General features: G+C 60.8%; 17 protein-coding genes. 15 read left to right on the top strand and 2 right to left on the bottom strand.

What is annotated here, in order from left to right; translation table 11 throughout:
- Position 1: 1 nt before the first annotated feature.
- The 7 genes from FMN63_RS18130 to FMN63_RS18100 all read left to right on the top strand — a co-directional run bounded on the left by FMN63_RS18130 (position 2) and on the right by FMN63_RS18100 (position 6,740).
- On the top strand, positions 2 to 970 hold the full coding sequence (locus tag FMN63_RS18130) for an ABC transporter permease (RefSeq protein ID WP_148585488.1): 969 nt from the start codon (positions 2 to 4) through the stop codon (positions 968 to 970).
- Entirely contained in the window at positions 967 to 1,365 is a 399-nt protein-coding gene (locus tag FMN63_RS18125) for a cytidine deaminase (RefSeq protein WP_148585487.1), read from the top strand. The genes FMN63_RS18130 and FMN63_RS18125 overlap by 4 nt, the downstream gene beginning before the upstream one ends.
- 16 nt (positions 1,366 to 1,381) lie before the next feature.
- Positions 1,382 to 2,191, top strand: a complete 810-nt coding sequence (locus FMN63_RS18120) for a purine-nucleoside phosphorylase (protein ID WP_148585486.1) — start codon at positions 1,382 to 1,384, stop codon at positions 2,189 to 2,191.
- The gene (deoC, locus tag FMN63_RS18115) at positions 2,188 to 2,970 is read left to right on the top strand and encodes a deoxyribose-phosphate aldolase (RefSeq protein WP_148585485.1); all 783 of its coding nucleotides are present in this window, start codon (positions 2,188 to 2,190) and stop codon (positions 2,968 to 2,970) included. The genes FMN63_RS18120 and deoC overlap by 4 nt, the downstream gene beginning before the upstream one ends.
- A gap of 23 nt (positions 2,971 to 2,993) precedes the next feature.
- Positions 2,994 to 4,310, top strand: a complete 1,317-nt coding sequence (gene deoA, locus FMN63_RS18110) for a thymidine phosphorylase (protein WP_148585484.1) — start codon at positions 2,994 to 2,996, stop codon at positions 4,308 to 4,310.
- A gap of 83 nt (positions 4,311 to 4,393) precedes the next feature.
- Positions 4,394 to 5,614: a phosphopentomutase gene (locus FMN63_RS18105; RefSeq protein WP_148585483.1), complete on the top strand. Its 1,221-nt coding sequence runs from the start codon at positions 4,394 to 4,396 to the stop codon at positions 5,612 to 5,614.
- 121 nt (positions 5,615 to 5,735) lie between these two features.
- The gene (locus FMN63_RS18100; protein WP_148585482.1) at positions 5,736 to 6,740 is read left to right on the top strand and encodes an adenosine deaminase; all 1,005 of its coding nucleotides are present in this window, start codon (positions 5,736 to 5,738) and stop codon (positions 6,738 to 6,740) included.
- Between the two features lie 398 nt (positions 6,741 to 7,138).
- Here the strand turns inward: FMN63_RS18100 and FMN63_RS18095 are convergent, their stop codons facing one another.
- Positions 7,139 to 8,395, bottom strand: a complete 1,257-nt coding sequence (locus tag FMN63_RS18095) for an MFS transporter (protein ID WP_148585481.1) — start codon at positions 8,393 to 8,395, stop codon at positions 7,139 to 7,141.
- A 148-nt stretch (positions 8,396 to 8,543) separates the two neighbouring features.
- On the opposite strand from FMN63_RS18095, the gene FMN63_RS18090 reads away from it, so the two are divergent.
- From FMN63_RS18090 to FMN63_RS18060, 7 genes are all read left to right on the top strand, one after another.
- Positions 8,544 to 9,785, top strand: a complete 1,242-nt coding sequence (locus FMN63_RS18090) for a DUF1688 family protein (RefSeq protein WP_148585480.1) — start codon at positions 8,544 to 8,546, stop codon at positions 9,783 to 9,785.
- 65 nt (positions 9,786 to 9,850) lie between these two features.
- Entirely contained in the window at positions 9,851 to 10,480 is a 630-nt protein-coding gene (gene upp, locus FMN63_RS18085) for a uracil phosphoribosyltransferase (RefSeq protein ID WP_148585479.1), read from the top strand.
- Positions 10,481 to 10,587: 107 nt separating this feature from the next.
- Complete coding sequence (locus FMN63_RS18080; protein WP_148585478.1) at positions 10,588 to 11,487, top strand: ribokinase; 900 nt, start codon at positions 10,588 to 10,590, stop codon at positions 11,485 to 11,487.
- Positions 11,488 to 11,553: 66 nt separating this feature from the next.
- On the top strand, positions 11,554 to 12,072 hold the full coding sequence (locus tag FMN63_RS18075) for a retropepsin-like aspartic protease family protein (protein ID WP_148585477.1): 519 nt from the start codon (positions 11,554 to 11,556) through the stop codon (positions 12,070 to 12,072).
- Positions 12,073 to 12,135: 63 nt separating this feature from the next.
- Entirely contained in the window at positions 12,136 to 13,635 is a 1,500-nt protein-coding gene (locus FMN63_RS18070; protein WP_148585476.1) for a phosphomannomutase/phosphoglucomutase, read from the top strand.
- Between the two features lie 81 nt (positions 13,636 to 13,716).
- Complete coding sequence (locus FMN63_RS18065; protein WP_148585475.1) at positions 13,717 to 14,715, top strand: aldose epimerase family protein; 999 nt, start codon at positions 13,717 to 13,719, stop codon at positions 14,713 to 14,715.
- Positions 14,716 to 14,769: 54 nt separating this feature from the next.
- Entirely contained in the window at positions 14,770 to 15,798 is a 1,029-nt protein-coding gene (locus FMN63_RS18060) for a histone deacetylase family protein (RefSeq protein WP_148585474.1), read from the top strand.
- A 48-nt stretch (positions 15,799 to 15,846) separates the two neighbouring features.
- On the opposite strand, the gene FMN63_RS18055 is transcribed toward FMN63_RS18060, so the two are convergent.
- The gene (locus FMN63_RS18055; protein ID WP_148585473.1) at positions 15,847 to 16,467 is read right to left on the bottom strand and encodes an HAD family hydrolase; all 621 of its coding nucleotides are present in this window, start codon (positions 16,465 to 16,467) and stop codon (positions 15,847 to 15,849) included.
- Here FMN63_RS18055 and phnD point away from each other — a divergent pair, their 5' ends adjacent.
- Complete coding sequence (phnD, locus tag FMN63_RS18050; protein ID WP_148585472.1) at positions 16,468 to 17,493, top strand: phosphate/phosphite/phosphonate ABC transporter substrate-binding protein; 1,026 nt, start codon at positions 16,468 to 16,470, stop codon at positions 17,491 to 17,493. It begins immediately after the preceding gene.
- Positions 17,494 to 17,522 lie beyond the last annotated feature (29 nt).

Below are 17,522 nucleotides of genomic sequence, written 5' to 3'. Positions count from 1 at the left end.
CATGTTCGAGATCGTGATCCTGACACTTGATTCCACCGTCCGCCTGTCGACCCCGTTGCTTCTGGCCTGTTTGGCGGGGCTCTATTCGGAACGCTCCGGCGTGGTCGATATCGGCCTGGAAGGCAAGATGCTTGGTGCGGCCTTCGGAGCGGGTGCGGTGGCGTACCTGACCGGAAATGCCTGGATCGGCCTCCTGGCCGGCATGGCCGTCTCCATTGGCCTGGCCCTCATCCACGGCTTTGCCTCCATCACCAATCGCGGCAACCAGATCGTGTCCGGTGTCGCCATCAACTTCCTGGCCGCAGGCCTGACCGCGCTGCTTGGCCAGACCTGGTTCCGCCAGGGCGGCCGCACGCCGTCGCTGCCGGAGGGTGGACGTTTCCGGGACATCATCCTGCCATACGCAGAAGAGCTGCGTGACGTTCCGGTCATCGGCGGCATCTACAGCGAGCTCCTGTCCGGCCACAACATTCTGGTCTACGCCGCATTCGTGGCCGTGCCGCTGACGTGGTGGGTGCTGTTCCGCACCCGCTTCGGCCTGCGTCTGCGTGCGGTGGGCGAAAACCCGGCGGCTGTCGATACGGCCGGTATTTCGGTCACCTGGCTTCGCTATCGGGCGGTGATTGCCTGTGGCGCCCTGTGCGGTGTCGCCGGAGCTTATCTTTCCATTGCCCAGTCGTCCGGTTTCATCAAGGACATGACAGCGGGCAAGGGCTTCATTGCGCTGGCGGCGCTGATTTTCGCCAAGTGGAAACCGGCCAACGCCATGTTCGCCTGCCTGTTGTTCGGCTTCCTCGACGCCGTCGCCATCCGGATGCAGGGCCAGAAAATACCCGGTATCGGCGAAATTCCGGTGCAGTTCTTCCAGGCACTGCCCTATATTCTGACCGTGATCCTGCTTGCAGGCTTCATCGGCAAGGCAATTCCGCCCAAGGCGGCAGGCATTCCGTATCTCAAGGAGCGTTCATGAGCGATCTGGACGCGTTGTTCGAGGCCGCAAAAGCGGTTCGTGAAAACGCATACGCACCCTATTCAAACTTCCTGGTCGGCGCGGCCCTGCGTGCGCCGGATGGCACTGTTTTCACCGGCTGCAACGTCGAGAATGCGTCCTACCCGGTCAGCGTCTGTGCGGAAGGCGGGGCGGTCAGCGCCATGATCGCGGCCGGTTACCGCGAAATCGCGGAGGCCGTCGTCATTGGCGATGCGGCCTTGTGCACACCGTGCGGCATGTGCCGCCAGCGTCTGAAAGAATTCGGCACGGACGAGCTGGTTGTCCATGTCGCGGATCTCGGCGGCATTCGGCGCAGCTTCACGATGGATGAGCTGCTGCCTGCCGCTTTCGAACTTGAATACACGTCAAAATAAGAAGGACTGACCCACAATGAGTGGTTTCGGCCGTGAATGCGCGGAGATCGTCCGCGCCGCCCGTGAGGGCTCCTACAAGATTGGCATGATCCTTGGCTCCGGACTTGGTGCGCTCGCCGAGGAAGTCGAGGACGCTGTCCGTATTCCCTATTCGCACCTGACCGAATTTCCGGTCTCTACCGTCACGTCCCATTCCAGCGAACTGGTTGCCGGTACAATGTCTGGAGTGCCGGTGGTGATCCTGTCGGGCCGCGCCCATTATTACGAGGGCGGCGATCCGACGGTCATGCGCACGCCGGTGGAAACGTTGAAGGAGCTCGGCTGCGAGATCCTTCTGGCGACCAATGCCGCGGGGTCGTTGCGCCAGGAAGTTGCTCCCGGCTCGCCCATGCTCATCTCCGATCACATCAACTGGTCGGGCATGAACCCGTTGATCGGCGAAGAGAGCGAAAAGCGCTTCCTCGACATGAGCACCGCCTATGATGCGGACCTGCGCGCGGCCATGAAGAAGGTGGCCGAGGAAACCGGCGATCCGCTTGCCGAGGGCGTTTACATGTGGTTCTCCGGCCCGTCCTTCGAGACGCCAGCCGAAATCCGCATGGCCAAGACACTGGGCGCGGATGCGGTCGGCATGTCCACGGTGCCGGAAGTCATCATGGCGCGGTTCCTGGGGCTGCGTGTTGCGGCCATGTCGATCATCACCAATTACGGTGCAGGCATGCAGACGCATGCGTTGTCTCACGACGAAACCAAATCCGTCGCCTTGCAGGGCATGGAACGCATGAAACAGCTGGTGCGGGCATTCGTGAAGGAGATCGGCCAATGAGCGACATGATCGAAAACGCCAAACGGGCCCTCGGGCTCGTCGACCTGACCAACCTCAACGACGACTGCACGGCCGCCGACATCTCGAAGCTGACCGGGCGAACCGTGACGGATCACGGGGCTGTCGCCGCTGTCTGCGTCTGGCCGCGTTTTGTTGCGCAGGCTGCAAAGGAGCTGACAGGCACGGGCGTGAAGGTGGCGACCGTGGTCAACTTTCCCGAAGGCGGGGAAGATACGCAAGCCGTTGTTGCCGAGACGAAGCAGGCTCTGGCCGATGGTGCCGACGAGATCGATCTGGTGATGCCCTACAAGGCTTTCTGCGACGGTCGCAAGGGCTTTGCGGAAGAGCAGATTATCCGCGTAAAGGCAGCCATTGCGGAACCGGCGTTGCTCAAGGTCATTCTGGAAACGGGCGAGATCAAGGACCCGTTGCTGATCCACGCAGCCTCCAACATCGCCATTGGAGCCGGTGCCGATTTCATCAAGACCTCGACCGGCAAGGTGGCTGTCAACGCAACGCTGGAAGCGGCCGAAATCATGCTCACGGCGATTGAGGAAGCCCGGCGGGACAATGCCGAGCGTGTGATTGGCTTCAAGCCGGCCGGTGGCATCAAGACCGCCGAGGACGCAGCCGCCTATCTGGCGCTTGCCGACAAGATCATGGGCCAGAACTGGGTCTCGGCAAACACGTTCCGCTTTGGAGCCAGCGGTCTTCTGGATGCCCTGATCTCCACGATCGAGGGTCAGGAAATCGTGGATCATTCCCACCACGGCTATTGAGACGGCTTCAAGAAGGACAACAAATGCTGCCGCAGGAACTCATCAGAAAGAAACGCGACGGCGGGACGCTGGACGCGGCGGAGATCCAGTTCTTCGTCAAGGGTCTGGCAGACGGCTCGGTCACGGAAGGCCAGGTGGCAGCGCTTGCCATGGCCGTCTTCTTCAAGGGGCTGACCGTTGACGAGCGTGTGGCGCTGACGCTTGCCATGCGCGACAGCGGCGATGTCATGGACTGGTCGGGCATCGACGCACCGATCCTCGACAAGCATTCCACCGGCGGTGTTGGCGACAACGTCTCGCTGATGCTTGCGCCGGCGCTGGCCGCCTGCGGCGCCGCCGTTCCGATGATTTCCGGTCGCGGCCTGGGTCATACCGGCGGTACGCTGGACAAGTTCGACAGCATCCCGGGCTATCAGACACAGCCGGACAATCAGCTGTTCAAGAAGGTGGTCAAGGAGATCGGTTGCGCCGTCATCGGCCAGACCGGCAATCTGGCCCCGGCCGACAAGCGCTTTTACGCCATCCGGGATGTGACCGGCACGGTGGAGAGCATCGATCTGATTACCGCATCGATCTTGTCCAAGAAGCTGGCCGCCGGTCTGCAAGGCCTGGTGCTGGACGTGAAGTGGGGCACCGGCGCGTTCATGGCAACGCTGGAAGATGCACGTGCGCTCGCCGAAAGTCTGGTGCTGGTCGCAAATGGCGCGGGTCTGAAGACAACGGCGCTCCTGACCGACATGAACGAGCCGCTGGCGTCTGCCGCGGGCAACGCTGTCGAAATGCAGAATGCCGTCGACTTCCTGAAAGGCACCGCCATCGACAACCGTCTTTGGGATGTCACCGTGGCACAGGGCGGTGAACTGCTTGCTTCCGGCGGCATTGCCGCTGATGCACAGGCCGGGTCCGACATGATGCGTGACGCTTTCCAGAGCGGCAAGGCAGCAGAGAAATTCGGCCAGATGGTTCACGCGCTCGGCGGCCCGGTCGACTTCATGGACAAGGCGGAACTCTATCTCGCCAAGGCTCCGGTGGAAGCGCCGGTCTATGCCGAACACGAGGGTGTGGTCACGGGGGTTGATGCCCGGGCGGTCGGTGTTGCGGTGGTCGCGCTTGGCGGCGGACGCCGGGCGGCTGCCGACGTGATCGATCCGTCCGTCGGCCTGACCAGCCTTGCCGGTGTCGGCAACACCGTGGATGCGGACGCCCCGCTGGCCATCGTCCATGCCCGAACCGAGGCGGAAGCCGAAAAGGCAGCCGTGGCGGTGCGCAAGGCCTACACCATTGGCTCCGCAGCCGACGTCGAGGACAGGCCGAGCGTCGTCGAGCGCATCGCGCCCTGACCGGAAATACGCGTTTCGGGCGAATGGTCGCCCGGAACCTCTCCGGTCGAACCGGCCGGCAATGATAAATTGAGGAGACGTCCATGCCTCGTGCAATTTTGTGCGTTCTGGACAGTTTTGGTATCGGCGGCGCCGCGGATGCGGAAGCCTTCGGCGATGCCGGGGCCGACACTTTGGGTCATATTGCGGCACGGTGCGCCGCCGGTGAAGGCGACAAGGACGGTCTGCGCTCTGGCCCCTTGAGTGTTCCGAACATGGACCGGCTCGGCCTGGGCGCGGCAGGACGTCTGTCCACCGGCAAGGACGTGCCGGGCCTTGAGTTCGACGGCGAGCCGGAAGGCCTGTGGGGCTATGCCGCCGAAGTTTCCAATGGCAAGGACACGCCGTCCGGCCATTGGGAAATTGCCGGTGTACCGGTGCGCTTCGACTGGGGCTATTTCCCGGAGAGGATCCCGACCTTTCCGGAAGAGCTGATTGCAAACATCAGCGAAAAGGCGGGCCTCAACGGCATTCTGGGCAACAAGCACGCCTCCGGAACGGAGATCATTGCCGAACTCGGCGAAGAGCACATCCGCACGGGCAAGCCGATCTTCTATACATCGGCGGACTCCGTTATCCAGATTGCCGCCCATGAAGAGCACTACGGACTGGAGAAGCTGTACGAGCTTTGTGAGATCGCGCGTGAATTTGCCGATCCCTACAACATCGGCCGGGTGATTGCGCGGCCCTTCACCGGTGACAGCTCCGCCACCTTCCAGCGCACGGCCAATCGGCGCGATTATTCTGTGCTGCCGCCCGAACCGACCTTGCTCGACCGGCTGACGGCGGCCGGGCGCACGGTCTATGGCGTTGGCAAGATTTCCGACATCTTCGCGCATCAGGGCGTTGCCAGGGTGCTGAAGGGAGCGGGCAACGATCAGCTCTTCGACAAGACGCTGCAAGCCATGGATGAGGCTGCCGACGGCGACATGATCTTTGCCAATTTCATCGATTTCGACTCCCTCTACGGTCACCGCCGGGACGTACCCGGCTATGCCGCTGCGCTGGAGCATTTCGACCGCCGCCTGCCGGAAATGATTGCCAGGATGAAGGACGGTGATCTTCTGATCCTGACCGCCGATCACGGCTGCGACCCGACCTGGCGCGGCACGGACCATACCCGTGAACATGTTCCGGTGATCGCAACCGGGCCGGGCCTTGAAGGCAGAAGCGTGGGCGGCCGCAAGACCTATGCCGATATCGGCGAAAGTATCGCTGATCATCTGGGCATTCAGGTCGGGCCAAACGGCACGAGTTTTCTCTAACCGCATCCGCATTCCGGCAAGCCGGTGAATCGGGCACAATAGGCGCGAGCCTCTCCTCCAACCTTCTTTGAGGAAATCGGAGGACCGGCCGGCAACACACTCGAACGAGGGTCCGCGGGACATGAGCGACGCCATCACGGTGCCAAAGGCGGAATTGCACTGTCATATCGAAGGCGCTGCGCCGCCGACCCTGGTCAAGCGCCTTGCCGAAAAGCACGGCACGGATGTTTCCAGCGTCCTCAATGGCAGCGGCAAATACATCTGGTCCGACTTTACGACTTTCCTGAAGGCCTATGACACGGCCAGTTCGGTGTTCAAGACACCGGCCGATTATGCCCTTCTGGCGGAAACCTATTTCCGCATGCTGGCGGCCGAAGGAGCGATCTATGGTGAGATCTTCATCTCGCCAGACCATGCCAAGGCTGCCGGCCTGTCCTACCGCTCCTATGTCGAGGGACTGGCCGCCGGGATGGAACGCGCCAAGACGGACACCGCGATCGAAGGCCGCATGATCGCAATCGGCGTGCGCCATTTCGGCTCGGCGTCCGTCGAACGCATCGTCAAGGAAGTGATTGGCAATCCCCATCCCCTGGTGACGGGCTTCGGCCTTGCGGGCGACGAACGCTCAGGCCATCCGGCCAACTTCGCAAAAGCGTTTCGTATGGCGGCGGAAGCTGGTCTCGGAACGACTGCCCATGCGGGCGAGTTCGGCGGTCCCGACAGTGTGACAGCGGCGCTCGAGTTCCTGCGCGTAAAACGTCTCGGTCACGGTGTGCGGGCCATCGAGGACAAGGAGTTGCTCAAGCGCCTCGTCGACGAGGAGATCGTTCTGGAAGTTTGCCCGGGCTCGAATATCGCCCTCGGTGTCTACACCCACCTGCGCTTCCACCCGGTCAACATGCTGCGCAAGGAAGGCGTGAAGATCACGCTCAACTCCGATGATCCGCCCTTTTTCGGCACCACGCTCGGCAAGGAATATTCATCGGTCACTGAAACCTTCGGCTGGAGTTTCGATGATCAGATGGACGTCACCCGCACGGCCATCGAAGCTGCCTTCTGCGACGAACCCACGCGCAACAGGCTCCTGGTGCGACTGGAAAGCGCAAAGCAGGTGCCGATGGCCTGAGGCAGGTTTCCCGCTCCCTGCCGGAGGCGCGCGCCAGACTTGTTTCAGGAGAGTTCGCTTCGCTCACGCTGATATCTGGTTTCCGGATCGGCGCACAGCTTTGCCGTGCTTGTCCGGAATGACGTCGGCTAAGCGCGGGTGCTTGGCATCGGCTTGATTCAGCAAGAACTTTAGTGCGCCTCACGCGTCTCGCCACTAGCGTCTTGCCCTCTCACCCCCAAAACCTCATCCTGAGGAGGACCGACAGGTCCGTCTCGAAGGATGGGCAGCATACTCCGGAACAAGCGGCCTCCGGAACAAGCGGCCCATCCTTCGAGACGCCGCTGAAGCGGCTCCTCAGGATGAGGGGGGGGGGGGAGAGAGACGAATACTGAAGGTAAGGGTGGCGTCGGGTCCCCTCAGATGTCCCCGCCGGTCTCGTCCACTTCCGTACGCGGATCGAGGCTGACGGTTTCCGGCGTTGTGATCTGCGCGGTCGAGACGGCCATGACGAAGTCGGACTTGTCTTCCTGAGGAAGCGAAGCACGCTGGCTTATGCGCCAGAGAGCAAACAGCATCATCGAAAGATGCGCCGCTGCCGTTACCTGGAAGAGGGCTCCTGGATAGGTGAACGTCATCAAGCCGGAGGCGAGCAGCGGTCCGACCATGGTGCCGGCCCCGAAGATGAGCAGCAGTCCGCCGCTGATGCTGAGGAAATCTCCTGGTTCCGCATGGTCGCTCGCGTGGGCGACGATCACCGGATACATGGAATAGACGACACCGCCGAAACCGGCGATCAGGAGCACCGTCATGGTTGGATCGACACCGCCGAAAAATGACAGGCTGGAGCCAAAGGTCATTGCAGTTACGGCGAGGCCGACCAGCACCAGGCGACGGTCAAGCCTATCGGACAGCATGCCGACCGGGATCTGCAACACTGCGCCGGCCAGAAGGGCCAAACTCATCATGATGGCGATTTCCGGAACTTCCAGGCCGATCCGCAGGCCGTAGACCGCTCCCAGCGTGCCGAACGATCCGTTTGAAATACCGACCATGAAAACCGCAACAACTGCGATCGGCGAGTTTCGCCAGAGCTTTTTGGGGTTGAGCCGCGCCTGGGTCAGCGGTTGCGGGGACGCGGCAGTGGAAAGTGCCGTGGGCAGCAGAGACAACGAGTAGATGATCGAGCCGAGCACAAAGAAGAAAAAGCCGCTCGGGTCGCCAAGCGTCAGAAGCATTTGCCCCGCCGTTGTCGCTCCCAGGTTGATCATGGTGTAGATGCCAAAGATCCGGCCGCGCGTTTCGCTGGTCGAGCGCTCGTTCAGCCAGCTTTCCACGATCATTGCCGCGCCGGAAAAGCAGAAACCGGTGAGTGCCCGCAGCACGATCCAGACAGCCGCATCCATGAACAGAAGGTTCAGAAGAACGGAGATCCCCGCCAGCGAGGCAAGGGCGCCAAAGGTCCGCACATGTCCGACCCGCTTGACGATGACCGGCACGGCCAGACAACCGCTGACATAACCGGCGGCCCAGCCGGTGCCGAGCAGACCCAGCGAGGCATCGGAAAACCCGTTGGCGAGACCTGCCAGTGGCAACAGGAGGCCGTGAAGGCCTCCAGCAAGCAAAAGCAGTCCGGACCCGATGAGGAGGGCGGCAATTGAAACAACGGCAGACATGAAACTTCCGGTTTGGGACGGTTGAAACGCTTGGGTTCAAATCGCGAAGATCATGACCAATGACGAACCGGTTTGACAAGGTTATGGTGTGCAGATAGGCGAGGGCAGCGTCTTTTCACACAATCCTTTCCAGTTCCGGCGATCTTCGATGAATGACACTCAACCAGCCTTGTCCCTGTTCCGGCCTCAGCACGTGCGGGAAAAAGCCTATGAGCTTCTGAAGCTCGCTTCGGATGGCAGACTCAAACATGTCGAAGCGGTTCCGGACCATCTTGAAACGGCTCTTGCCAGGGTGCTCGAAACGACTCGGGAAAACTATCCGGATTTTCACATCCCACCATTCGGCATCTGGCGGAATTTCGAAGCGGGCGGCATCGACCGCTGGGGCGCGCTGGCAAATGCGCGCGGGTTTGAAACGGCCGAGGAGATGCTGGCTGCCGCGGCCGACCTCGCCATTCTCGCCACCTATATGAAAACCCGTCACCCTGAAGGCTGGGTCTTCGAAGACCAGATGACCGGGAGCGAGGCAACCGGGCAGGAGGCCTCCGCACTTGCGGCCTTCCACATGTTCGCCGCCGGTTCCTTTTCCGGCGAAATGACGGACCCATACCGGGTAGACGCGCAAACGCTTGTGCAGATGGACCGGATGGAACTTGCCGAGGGTCTGCAATGGGATGCAAAGGGCGACGAAGACCTGCTTGAAGCGATGCAGCGTCACCTGAAGCGCTTCGGTGAGGCGCTCGCCCTGCGGCCGGATCTTTTCGGTGACGGCGACGTGACCCGGCCCGGCCTTCTTGCCGTGCAGATGGCGAAGGATAGCGATGGCGCGGTTTCGGCGCGAGATCTGCTCGACCGGCTGCTGGAATCGTTTTGCCCCCTCTGGGAGGGCGGTGCTGGCGACGGCGACATGGTCTATGGCGACAGTTTCGAGCATTCGGTGCAAGGGGGAATGCCCGGTGCGTTCATTGTGCCGTTTCACCAGGCTGCGCAGGAAATGGTCTATTCTCTGATTGAACCTTTGGCCTGGGCCGGATTCGAGGTCTCCGGACTGGAGGCCCTGACGCCACCCGCCGATCTTGCTCACGCGGCTCTGTTTCTGGATGCAGGGGTGCTCAAGGTTCTCGAACCGGACCCCGCGCTGTCACCTGAAGCGGCCCGCGACCGGATGATTGAAATCCGGGCGGTCGCGCTTGCCCTTACAGACAGACTGGCCGATTTGCTGCGGCACGAACTCAAGGTCCATCAGGATCAGTTGCCGCTCACCTGTATTCTGGAAGGCGGGACCAGCCGTGCCGGCGGTCTTTGTTTGCAAATCCATCCGCAGGAAGCGAAAAAACTCGGGCACTTCATGAACCCGGGGTCTGTATTTTGGTTGCCGTTCGGGGCATAGGTCCAGAACATGGAAAATTATGAGACCGGGCCGCTGTTAAGGCCCCATTGAAAAGAGAGGCAGATATGTCCGGAGCCACTGTCATCAGCCACCCGCTGGTTCAGCACAAACTGAGCATCATGCGCGACAAGGGAACGTCCACCCAGGGGTTCCGGCGGCTCCTGCGCGAAATTTCGACGCTGCTCTGCTACGAGGTCACCCGCGACCTGCCGCTTGTCTATCAGACCATCGAGACGCCTCTTGCCGAAATGCAGGCACCGACGCTGGCAGGCAAGAAGCTGGTGTTTGCATCGGTTCTGCGCGCCGGCAACGGTCTTCTGGAAGGCATGCTGGATCTGGTTCCTTCCGCGCGCGTTGCGCACGTCGGCCTTTACCGTGATCCGCAGACGCTGCAGCCGGTTGAATATTACTTCAAGTCTCCGGAAGACCTGAACGAACGTCTGGTGATTGTGGTTGATCCCATGTTGGCCACCGCCAACTCGGCGATTGCCGCAGTTCAGAAATTGAAGGAGCGCGGTGCCAACAACATCCGCTTCCTCTGCCTGCTCGCAGCTCCGGAAGGTGTCAAGAATTTCACCGAGAACCACCCGGACGTTCCGGTCTACACCGCCTCCATCGACGAGAAGCTGAATGAAAAAGGCTATATCGTTCCGGGGCTGGGCGATGCGGGTGACCGCATGTACGGAACAAAGTAACCGGTCGACAAACAAACGGAAGAAAGCGCGGGGGCCGTTTCCTCCGTGCTTTTTTGTTGCGCTCGGGCCTGCTGTGTCTAACCTTTCAGGCCAATAGGAGAGGCGGCATGATTACAGTCTTTGGTTCCATCAATCTGGATCTGGTCGTCGCCGTTCCCCGCCTGCCAACCGCCGGTGAAACGGTGAGTGGCCGCGATCATCAGACATTTCCGGGTGGAAAGGGAGCGAACCAGGCACTTGCTGCCAGGCGGGCAGGGGCCGAGGTGAGGCTCATCGGGGCGGTCGGTCAGGACAGTTTCGCGGAACCGGCGCTGTTGAATCTGCGCCAGGCCGGCATCGACCTGACCGGACTTCGCACCATGGTCGGCTCGACCGGCCTTGCCCTGATCGGCATCGACCCGGCAGGGGAAAACCAGATCATCGTCGCCAGCGGCACCAACGCCCGTGTCGAGGCTTCCTGGCTGGAGGGGCGTTTCGAGCCTGGCAGTACGCTTCTCGTTCAAGGCGAGGTGCCGCTGACAGAAGTTGCCGAAGGGGCCCGCCATGCCCGCGATGCCGGAGCTTCCGTCATCTGGAACCCGGCGCCTGTCCCGGAAGGGGATCTGAGGGGGTGCCTGGATGTTGCCGGAACGGTGGTGGTCAACCTCAGCGAAGCGGCTGAGATCGGGGATCGTCTCGGCATTGCCGGAGACCCGGAAACTTTTGCACAAACGCTTGCGACGGCCGGCCGGTCTGTCGTCGTCACCCTTGGGGCTGACGGTGTGCTGGCCCGCACGGCAACGGCGCGCCATCGCTTTGGCTCGCCTGTCGTGAAGGCTGTCGATTCCACCGGCGCCGGAGATGCCTTTTGCGGCGCTCTGGCGGCTGCGCTTGATCGCAAGGCCCCTTTTGAGCGCGCCTTGAAGGAGGGCGCTGCTGCAGGCGCGCTCGCCTGCACGGTGACAGGCGCCCAGTCCAGCGCGCCGCATCTGCAGGACATCGCCCGGCTGGCGGACACAATTGACTGATCCGGTTTTACAGGCCGCTAAGGAAACCGTGATATTGGAGGGGTTCACGCAACGTCGGGACCCGGTATGTCGCGGTTTGTCATCATCTTCCTTGCCTGTATCGCAATCGCGCCGCTTGCGGCCTATCTGCTTGAGAACAGGTTTCTGGTGATGTTGGGCAGCGGCGATGTTGCCGATTATCAGGCAGGCGACGAAGACGGCGGCCCGGCAGGCGAACGGAGCCATCGGATTTCTGCCGACAGGCAAGGGCACTTCGTGGCCGACGCCTATTTGAACGGCCGCGCCGTGGATATGCTGGTCGACACGGGCGCAACCCTCACCGTTCTGCCGGAGTCGCTTGCCGAAGACATCGGTATTTTCCTGGATTCATCCGACTACAAATACGCGATCCAGACAGCAAACGGTACGGTGTACGGCGCGCGAGGGACCATTGACAATTTGCGCATTGGAAAGATCCGGTTACGCAATGTCGACACACTCGTGTTGCAAGATCAAAGGCTTGGGAAGCCTCTGCTTGGCATGTCCGCTCTCAACCAACTCAAGCGGTTTGACATCTCCGGCGGTACGCTTGTGCTGGTGCAGTGAATTGACATACCGTTCGTTGGGATTTCCCTCTACTGTTCATTTCCCTTGCTCCGAGAGGCATTGATGTTTCCGAAACCGCGTCCGAAATTGACACCCAACACTTTTGAATATGAGTCTTTTCCAATGGTGAAGCCCACGGGCTTCCGCGAATATGATGCCCGCTGGCTTTTCGAAAAGGAAATCAACCTGATGGGCATGCAGGCGCTCGGTATGGGCATCGGCACGCTCATTCACGAACGCGGCGTGCGCCCGGATATCGTGGTCGGCCATGACTTCCGTGGCTATTCCTCTTCCATCAAGATGGCGGTGATCAACGGTTTGCTGGCAGCCGGCATCAACGTGCACGACATTGGTCTTGCACTGTCACCGATGGCCTATTTCGCGCAGTTCGCGCTCGATGTTCCGGCGGTGGCCATGATCACGGCGTCGCACAACGACAACGGCTGGACAGGCGTCAAGATGGGCATCGACCGCCCGCTGACCTTCGGTCCGGACGAAATGGGCCGGCTGAAGGAGATCGTTCTGGAAGCTGCCTTCGATCTGAAGGGCGGCGGCAGCTATCGCTTTGTCGACGGTTTCCCGGATGTCTATTTCAAGGATCTCACCGACAGGGCCAAGCTGAAGCGACCGATCAAGGTGGTCGCGGCTTGCGGCAACGGCACTGCGGGTGCCTTCGCACCGAAGATCCTGGAAGCGCTTGGCGCCGAAGTCATCCCGCTCGACGCCGAGCTGGATTACACCTTCCCGCGCTACAATCCGAACCCGGAAGACATGAAGATGCTTCATGCGCTTCGTGACAAGGTACTGGAAGTCGGCGCGGAAGTCGGCCTCGGTTTCGATGGCGATGGCGACCGCTGCGGTGTCGTCGACAATGAAGGCGAGGAGATCTTCGCCGACAAGGTCGGTGTGATGCTCGCACGAGATATCTCCGCGCTTCATCCTGGCGCCCAGTTCGTGGTCGATGTGAAATCCACCGGGCTCTTCCACACAGACCCCGTGCTGAAGGCCAACGGTGCCAAGACCGACTATTACAAGACCGGCCACTCCTACATCAAGCGCCGGGTCACCGAGCTCAATGCCATGGTCGGGTTTGAAAAATCAGGCCACTATTTCTTCAACAAGCCTATTGGCCGCGGTTATGACGACGGGCTCGTTTCAGCCATTGCCATTCTCGACATGCTCGACCGCAACCCGGACAAGACCATGGCCGACCTGCGCCGGGACCTCCCCAAGACCTGGGGATCGCCGACCATGGCCCCCAAATGCGACGACGAAATCAAATATGACGTCGTCGACCGGGTCGTCGCACGGTTCCAGGACATGAAAGCCAAGGGCGAAACGGTTGCCGGACAGGCAATCACCGACCTGATCACCGTCAACGGAGTTCGTGTCGTCAGCGAAGACGGAACCTGGGGCCTTGTGCGTGCCTCGTCCAACAAGCCGGAACTGGTGGTCGTGGTGGAAAGCCCGGTTTCCGAAGAACGCCTCCACGCCATGTTCAAGGCGGTCGACGGTGTCCTGCGCGAAAATTCGGAAGTGGGCGACTACAACCAGACGCTCTGAATCACTTGACCGACTGACGGAAGGCGGCGGATAGTTCCGCCGCCTTTTGTGCATCCTGCCGCCCTCTCGCCGGAGACTTTCATGATCAAGGAATTTGGGGTTCTGCCCGACGGGACACCCGTCCAGGAAATTACGCTGGCAAAAGGACCTCTGGCGGCCTCCATCCTCACCCTCGGCGCCATCATCCGTGACATCAAGGTCGACGGCGAGCCGGTGGTGCTCGGCTTTGAGGATTTGCAGAGCTACCTCGATCATTCCCCCTATTTCGGCGTGATCGCCGGGCGCTGCGCCAACCGCATCGCCGGAGGCAGGATGACGATCGAGGGCGTCGACTATCAGCTCGACCAGAACGAAGCTGGAAAGAACCATCTGCACGGCGGCTCAGTCGGCTTCTCCCGCCGCGTCTGGCAGGTGGAACAGCACGACAAGGCCAGTGTTCTGTTGAAGCTTGTCTCCGAAGACGGCGAGATGGGGTATCCAGGGCGGGTGGAAGTGCTCGCCCGTTACACATTGACCGGCGCCGGTGCGCTGCGCCTCAAGATCACGGCAACCACCGACAAGACCACACCGGTCAACCTGACCCAGCATGCCTATTTCAATCTGGATGGCAGCAGCACGATACTCGATCACTCCCTTGAAATCGCGGCCGAGACCTATCTGCCCGTGGATGATGAACTGATTCCGACAGGTGAGATCCGCAATGTGGCCTGGACGCCTTACGATTTCCGGGATGGACGCAAGTTGCGGCGCAAGGCCGGTGAGGAAAACGTGCTCTATGATCACAATTTCTGCCTGGCAGATGCCCCGCGTGAGAGCGTCGAATTCGCTGCCGCTCTGGAAGACAGTTCCGGTGACCGGCGTATGGAAGTCTGGACCAGCGAGCCGGGGCTGCAGCTCTACGATGCGCAGAACATGACAGTGCCGGTTCCAGGCCTGGGGGGCAGGTCCTATGGGGCTCATGCCGGGCTATGTCTGGAAGCGCAGCGCTGGCCGGATAGTGTCAATCACGACGGGTTCACAAGCGCTTTGTTACAGCCCTCAGAGACTTATACGCACGTTACGGAATTCCGTTTTTCCTGAAATGGGTTACAGTAGCTCAGCGGTGTGAGACAACAGGGGACTTGGGGGCGACTCGTGAAGACGGTTTTTTCAGACACCCAGCTTGCGCATGCACCGGCGCAGGAAATTTCCGATGGCGAACTGAAGCCCGCTGTCGAAATACCGAGCCGTGCCGAAATCGTGCTCAAGACTGTGCAGCAGCGCAATGTCGGCGAGATCGTTGCGCCGGAAGAATTCCCCGTCCGCCCGTTGCACCGGGTGCACTCACCCGACTACGTTTCGTTTCTGGAAAGCTTCTGGGAGAAATGGACGGCTGCGGGACGGATACGAGAAGCCTTTCCCTTCGTCTGGCCCATCCGCAGCCTGCGCCACGATGTTCAGGTCGAACATATCGACGGTCTGCTTGGGCGCTACTCGATGGATGCCGGTACGCCGCTTGGCGAAAACACCTACAAAGCTGCACGAGCGTCCGCGGACACCGCGCTGACGGCAGCCCGAATGTTGCTCGATGGGGAGAAATCGGCCTTTGCCCTTTGCCGGCCACCGGGACATCACGCCGGCTATGATTTCTTCGGCGGGTATTGCTTCTTCAACAACGCCGCCGTTGCAGCCCAGTATCTGCGCGACTACGGTCTGCACCGGGTCGCGATTCTGGATGTCGACTATCACCACGGCAACGGTACCCAGGCGCTGTTTTATGACAGGCCGGACGTCCTGTTTCTGTCGATCCACGCCGATCCGAAAAACGAGTATCCCTATTTCCTCGGCTTTGCCGATGAGACCGGCGAACATGCTGGCACCGGCTTTACTCGTAACTGGCCCTTGCCGCTCGGCACGGACTGGGACGCTTATACGCCGGCCCTTGAGGAAGCCTGCAGGTGGCTGCTGGTCTATAAACCAGACGCGTTGATCGTCTCGCTTGGCATGGATTGCTACGAGAAGGATCCGATCTCCGGCTTCAAGTTCAAGAGCGAAGACTATATCCGGCTTGGACAAAGGCTGGCCAAGGTCGACGTTCCCACCATCTTCGTGATTGAAGGCGGCTACGCCGTCGAGGCATTGGGCACCAATTGCGTCAATGTGCTGGAAGGCTTCGAGGGATAAGACCTCTCCTTTGCCACAGGCCGATAGACCGCTTGTGCTTTGGAACGATTATCCGTTCAGCAGCCCGAAGTGTTTGAGATCAGCGCGCAGTCCCTCAGCCCCCTTGAAGTGATGCGCCGCCATGCCGGCCTTGCGGGCGGCTTCGACATTATGCTGGTTGTCGTCGATGAAAAGGCAGTTCTCTGCCCTCAGCCCGTTGCGTTCCAGCAAGATTTCGTAGATGCGCAGCCCTGGCTTGATTTCCTTTTCAATGCCGGAGACGACGATGTCGCGGAAGCTGGTTTTTAGAAACGGGAATCGTTCCTGCGTCTGTGCAAACTTGTCTTCCGAGAAATTGGTGATCGCGTAGAGCGGGGTGCCTTGGGCCTTGAGCTGTGCGAGCAAGTCAGGGGTGCCGGGGATTTCACCTGGCACCATGTCGTGCCAGCGTTCGTCGTAGGCTGCAACAAGCTCTGCCTTGTCCGGATGCTGGCGGGACAGGACTTCCACGGCCTCGGCCCAGGGCCGGCCGAGATCCTGCTGCAGGTTCCACTCCATCGTGCAGACCGTCGCCAGGAACTCTTCGCGTGCGTCAGCATCGGGAATGAGCTCACGATAGAGATATTCGGGATTCCATTCGATCAGGACATTCCCTATATCGAAGACAACGGTCGTGATAGCATCGCTCATGTGGCCGATCCGGTTTTCTGGCGGAAGTTGTTCAAAAGGCGAGATAATATTTTGCAAGTTTCATCAGAAGGTTATGTCGGCAATGTGGCGCTTGTGAAGTGCGTTTTCCGATGGATAGCCCCTCTTTTGGCGGCGGTCTTGTTCACCGCTGCCGCCCACGCAGAAGAGACGCAAGCCATGCCCGACCGGTTGCGGCTCGGCGTGGTGGTTGCCTCTGACGAGGGCGCGCGTGACCGGGTGGAGCCATTTCGTCTTGCTCTGGAGGAAATTGCCGATCTGCCGGTGGATCTGTTTCTGATGGACACCATGGCCGACGCAGTTGAGGCGCTCTCTTCCGGAAAGATCGATTACGCTCGCCTTTCGCCTTCAGCTTATGCTGCTGTGTATCAGCTTTGCAGTTGCGTGGAGCCGCTGGTGACTGCGGCTCCGGATGATTTCCCGGCCCGGTTCTATGCCGTTCTCGTCGCCAAGCGAGGTGCTGAGCAGGTGACCCTGGCTGACCTCAAGGGGAAGCGTCTTGCCGTCGGCGGCACGCACAACGTGACCGGTTACCGCGTTCCCCTTGCCAATCTGGCGGCGGACGGTGTCGATGCGCGTGTGCACTTCAGTACCCTTGTCGAAGTGAAGGATCCGGTCGAAGGCATTCGTGCCGTTCTGGATGGCCGGGTCGATGCAGCTCTGGCGTGGTCGACGCTGGCAGGTGAGGCTAAGAACGGCTACACGGCCGGCACGCTCAACGATTTTTACGTGTCGGGAGAACGCGGCTTCAAGGATCTGGAAATCGTGTGGCGCTCGCCGCCGATCCCCTATTCAGCCCACACGGTGCGCAAGGATTTGCCCGATGTGCTGAAACGGCGTCTCAGGGCAGGTTTGATGGACATGCGCCGGGAAGCTCCCGACGCCTATCTGGCCATTGAGCCGGACTTGCCGGGCGGGTTCGAGCCTGTGGTGCACGCCGATTATCGGCCTGTTCTGCGCACCTATGAAAACGACTATGCCGCGCTGCTGGACCCTCCGGGCCAGTGAACGGATCGCTGTTCACCGGCAGAACGATG

Source organism: Stappia sp. BW2 (assembly GCF_008107695.1).
GTDB lineage: Bacteria > Pseudomonadota > Alphaproteobacteria > Rhizobiales > Stappiaceae > Roseibium.
Note: the sequence above shows the minus strand (reverse complement) of the source record. Positions and strands in the feature narration are given on the sequence as shown.

Bases quoted from the DNA above. Each gene is read 5' to 3' on its own strand.
- FMN63_RS18070 (WP_148585476.1), top strand. From the start codon at position 12,136: ATGTTTCCGAAACCGCGTCCGAAATTGACACCCAACACTTTTGAATAT.
- deoA (WP_148585484.1), top strand. From the start codon at position 2,994: ATGCTGCCGCAGGAACTCATCAGAAAGAAACGCGACGGCGGGACGCTG.
- FMN63_RS18100 (WP_148585482.1), top strand. From the start codon at position 5,736: ATGAGCGACGCCATCACGGTGCCAAAGGCGGAATTGCACTGTCATATC.
- FMN63_RS18120 (WP_148585486.1), top strand. From the start codon at position 1,382: ATGAGTGGTTTCGGCCGTGAATGCGCGGAGATCGTCCGCGCCGCCCGT.
- FMN63_RS18125 (WP_148585487.1), top strand. From the start codon at position 967: ATGAGCGATCTGGACGCGTTGTTCGAGGCCGCAAAAGCGGTTCGTGAA.
- FMN63_RS18080 (WP_148585478.1), top strand. From the start codon at position 10,588: ATGATTACAGTCTTTGGTTCCATCAATCTGGATCTGGTCGTCGCCGTT.
- FMN63_RS18090 (WP_148585480.1), top strand. From the start codon at position 8,544: ATGAATGACACTCAACCAGCCTTGTCCCTGTTCCGGCCTCAGCACGTG.
- FMN63_RS18075 (WP_148585477.1), top strand. From the start codon at position 11,554: ATGTCGCGGTTTGTCATCATCTTCCTTGCCTGTATCGCAATCGCGCCG.
- FMN63_RS18065 (WP_148585475.1), top strand. From the start codon at position 13,717: ATGATCAAGGAATTTGGGGTTCTGCCCGACGGGACACCCGTCCAGGAA.
- upp (WP_148585479.1), top strand. From the start codon at position 9,851: ATGTCCGGAGCCACTGTCATCAGCCACCCGCTGGTTCAGCACAAACTG.
- FMN63_RS18055 (WP_148585473.1), bottom strand. From the start codon at position 16,467: ATGAGCGATGCTATCACGACCGTTGTCTTCGATATAGGGAATGTCCTG.
- FMN63_RS18130 (WP_148585488.1), top strand. From the start codon at position 2: ATGTTCGAGATCGTGATCCTGACACTTGATTCCACCGTCCGCCTGTCG.
- FMN63_RS18095 (WP_148585481.1), bottom strand. From the start codon at position 8,395: ATGTCTGCCGTTGTTTCAATTGCCGCCCTCCTCATCGGGTCCGGACTG.
- FMN63_RS18105 (WP_148585483.1), top strand. From the start codon at position 4,394: ATGCCTCGTGCAATTTTGTGCGTTCTGGACAGTTTTGGTATCGGCGGC.
- deoC (WP_148585485.1), top strand. From the start codon at position 2,188: ATGAGCGACATGATCGAAAACGCCAAACGGGCCCTCGGGCTCGTCGAC.